General features: G+C 31.8%; 5 protein-coding genes. 4 read left to right on the top strand and 1 reads right to left on the bottom strand.

The window, feature by feature from the left end; genetic code table 11:
* The 4 genes from N4A40_10575 to N4A40_10560 form a co-directional block, all read left to right on the top strand.
* Positions 1–275 (top strand): hypothetical protein (locus N4A40_10575; protein MCT4662295.1); only part of this gene is annotated, 275 nt, incomplete at its 5' end.
* 217 nt (positions 276–492) lie between these two features.
* Positions 493–918: a hypothetical protein gene (locus tag N4A40_10570; GenBank protein MCT4662294.1), complete on the top strand. Its 426-nt coding sequence runs from the start codon at positions 493–495 to the stop codon at positions 916–918.
* Between the two features lie 20 nt (positions 919–938).
* On the top strand, positions 939–1,937 hold the full coding sequence (locus N4A40_10565; protein ID MCT4662293.1) for a DUF4065 domain-containing protein: 999 nt from the start codon (positions 939–941) through the stop codon (positions 1,935–1,937).
* Positions 1,938–2,043: 106 nt separating this feature from the next.
* Positions 2,044–2,541 carry a cupin domain-containing protein gene (locus N4A40_10560; protein ID MCT4662292.1) on the top strand — a complete coding sequence of 166 codons (498 nt, stop codon included), beginning with the start codon at positions 2,044–2,046 and terminating at the stop codon, positions 2,539–2,541.
* 121 nt (positions 2,542–2,662) lie between these two features.
* Here the strand turns inward: N4A40_10560 and N4A40_10555 are convergent.
* A partial coding sequence (locus tag N4A40_10555; GenBank protein MCT4662291.1) for a nicotinate-nucleotide--dimethylbenzimidazole phosphoribosyltransferase occupies positions 2,663–3,462 on the bottom strand: 800 nt, incomplete at its 5' end.

Below are 3,462 nucleotides of genomic sequence, written 5' to 3'. Positions count from 1 at the left end.
TAGGTAAAGTGATAGAAGAAGTAACCGAGAATTATGTAGAAGGGAGTGAAGTTATTATGACTATAGCTGAAATTTGGGAAGCACAAGGTATAGAAAAAGGTATAGATAAAGGCAGGCTAGAGGGAAGGCAAGAAGAAAAACTAGAGGTGGCTAGAAACCTAATAAAAATAAGTTTAAGCACAGAGCAAATAGCCGAGGTAACAGGCCTTGAGATTAAGCGTATTGAGAAATTAAGAGAGCAGATAGAGAGAAAAGAGAATCAAGAGACAAGCTAAGTATTGAAAACCTCCTAATTTTAGAAAATCTAAAATTAGGAGGTTTTTTGGTTTTAAGATATAAAAACACGAAATGAAATTTCATATTAAAAAGAATATATTCTTCAAATGTTTGTAGAATATATTTATGCTTGCGATAAAACGTATCAATTAATACGTTTGAGTTGATATTTTTGTATTAAATGGGTATAATGATAATATAGAGAGCGGTGAATAAATGAATGAAATAAAAGTAGAGACGAATAAATTATTAGATTTTAGTCCCAAGGATATTAAGATCTATTTAAAAGAATTAAAGAATATGGTTTTAGAAAATAAATATACAATTTCTAGAAATAGCAATCGTGAAGAGAATAAGAAGTTTATTGAAGATTACAGGATTGATTCTAGGAAAGAAAAAGAAATTCTTATGAACTTGGAGTATGATGATTTTTGTTATGCGGTAAATAATAGAAATCCCAAATTTTCACATGAGGTATTATATATTTTCAATAAAGAATATGAATTAGATAAGTGGGGAGAATTAGTTTCAATTGATATTTATATCAAGACGAACAAAATACAAACAAGCAATGGTGAAGATTATATGATATTTGTATCATTTCATGAGCGAAATAAGCCAATAAGATATTTATTCAAGTAATTGGCTAAGGAGGTGAAATCATGAAAGTATTTTGTGAAGAGTGCAGAGAATATGAAAACTATCGTGTAGAGGAGAGAAAAAGAACGAAAGAAATCAGAAATAAAGAAATTACTTTTAATGAGAAAATAGCTTATTGTGAAGAATGTGATAGTGAAATTTTTGTATCAGAATTAAGAGATGAGAATTTAGAAGCTATGGATAAGGCATATCGTATAGTAGAGAGCTTAATTACTGTAACTCAAATTAAAGATTTGTTAGAAAAATATTCTATTGGCAAGAGACCACTGTCTCTTTTGCTTGGATGGGGAGAAACTACTCTTACCCGATTTGTAAATGGAGATATTCCATCTAAAACTTATTCAGATTTATTAATGAGAATACTGGAATCACCAAAAGTGTTTCTTGAATTCCTGATACAAAATAGAAATAAAATTACCGAAGCTGCTTACAAAAAGAGTTTTGCAGCAACAAATAACATTATTAACAAAAAAGGAATTTGTAAAGTAGAGACTCGAATTGAAAGTGCTTGTAATTATATTATTAGTCGTAGTGTTGAAATAACTCCATTAGCTTTACAAAAATTACTTTATTTTTCTCAGGCTTTTCATAAAGTTTTTGTCGGAACTTTTATGTTTGATGAAGATTGTGAAGCATGGGTTCATGGTCCGGTATATAGGGATATTTACTTTAAGTACAAGGACTATGGATATAATCCGATTGAAGATGATAAAAATAGATTTGATTGTTTTGATTTGTCAGAAGTAGAGAGAGAAGTTATTGATGCTGTAATTAATAATTTTGGTTGCTATAGTGGCAAAATTCTCGAAAGTATGACTCATATAGAATCTCCTTGGAAGGAAACTAGAATAGATATTGGCGAAGATGAGGCATCGAGTAGAGTTATTCTAAAAGATATTATTGAAAGATATTTTAGACAGGTTTATGAAAAGTATAATATGCTAAATATAGCAGATATTAAGGATTACTCGGAAGATTTATTTGAGAAGATAAGGTATTAGTAGTTTTAAACCAGCTAAATATTGAAAACCGCCTAATTTTAGAAAATCTAAAATTAGGCGGATGGTAGATTAATGACGAAAATAAATATCAAAAGGAGAGCTAGATTTGTATACAGCAGACTATTTTATCAAAAAATTGGACATGAATTCTCACCCCGAAGGTGGATTTTATAAAGAAACATTTGTTTCAGAGCAAGATATCACAGACAATGATTTAGATGTAAATTTTGAAGGTTCTAGAAGGTTGTGGTCAAGTATTTATTTTTTATTGGAAGATGGAGAAGTTTCAAATTTTCACAGACTTAAATCGGATGAAATGTGGTATTATCAAGCGGGTTCGCCGCTGACGATATACATGATTTCTCCTGATGGAAAGCTTAAAGAGGAGAAGCTTGGATTGGATATTGAAAATGGAGAAAAGCCCCAAGTTTTAGTTCGTAAAAACTATATATTTGGATCTGCAATGAATAATGAAGGGTATGCCCTTGTCGGATGCATGGTTTCTCCTGGATTTGAGTTCGAGGATTTTGAGTTGTTTGAGAGAGAATATCTTTTGAATGAGTATCCTCAGTATGAAGAGCTTATTGTTAAATTGACAAGGTAGTGAGAGCGGGCCTAAAGGTCAAGAATAAAGGAAATGCAATCACTATATTTTTAGAGATTGCATTTTTTATTTCAAATTAAATCAAGCCCTTGCAAGTAGAAATACTTGCAAGGGCTTGTCCTTATGGATGAGTGTTTTCCATATTTGATTCATCAAATGTGAGCATATTTTTGTAGGTATGGTTTGCTAGTTCTATTATATTGAAGGCTATAGAAGCTCCAGATCCTTCGCCTAATTTCATATTTAGATTGAGTAGTGGAGATAAGCCTAGTTTATCTAGTAGCATTTTTGATGCTGGTTCATCTGATAGATGAGAGCTGATGACGTAATCTTTTACAAGTGGATTTAAGTGATATGCGAGTATGTAGGCTGCATAGGAGATAAATCCATCTAAGACTACAGGTCGTCTGTTTTTAGCACAACCCAAAATAGTACCAGCCATAGCTCCTATTTCAAAACCTCCTAATTTGGATAGTATTTCAATGGAATTTTTATTTAGAGGCGAATTTACTTTTAGTGAATCACTAATGACATTTATTTTTCTTTTTATACCAGAATCGTCGAGACCGCAGCCCATCCCTGTAATTACTTCAGGCTCTAGATCATAAAAGGCGCACATTATGGCTGTTGATGGTGTTGTGTTGCAAATTCCCATTTCACCAATACCTATTAAATCGTAATTTTCTGTGCAAGCTTTGTTTGCGTATTTGATTCCAATTTCTAAAGATTTTATAGCTTCATCTCTAGTCATTGCTGGTCCGATTCTCAGATTGGAAGTGCCTTTTCTTATTTTTTCATCAAAACATCCATCTATGATTTCATCAGTATCGATACCGACATCAATTGCCCAAACATCCGAATTTGTGAAACTTGATATTGTTCTTACACCATTGCCTCCTGTTACGAAGTTTGAAAATTGTA

It is taken from the genome of Tissierellales bacterium (genome assembly GCA_025210965.1).
GTDB lineage: Bacteria > Bacillota > Clostridia > Tissierellales > JAOAQY01 > JAOAQY01.
Note: the sequence above shows the minus strand (reverse complement) of the source record. Positions and strands in the feature narration are given on the sequence as shown.

Excerpts from the sequence above, each read along its gene's own strand:
- N4A40_10570 (MCT4662294.1), top strand. The coding sequence starts at position 493 with ATGAATGAAATAAAAGTAGAGACGAATAAATTATTAGATTTTAGTCCC.
- N4A40_10565 (MCT4662293.1), top strand. The coding sequence starts at position 939 with ATGAAAGTATTTTGTGAAGAGTGCAGAGAATATGAAAACTATCGTGTA.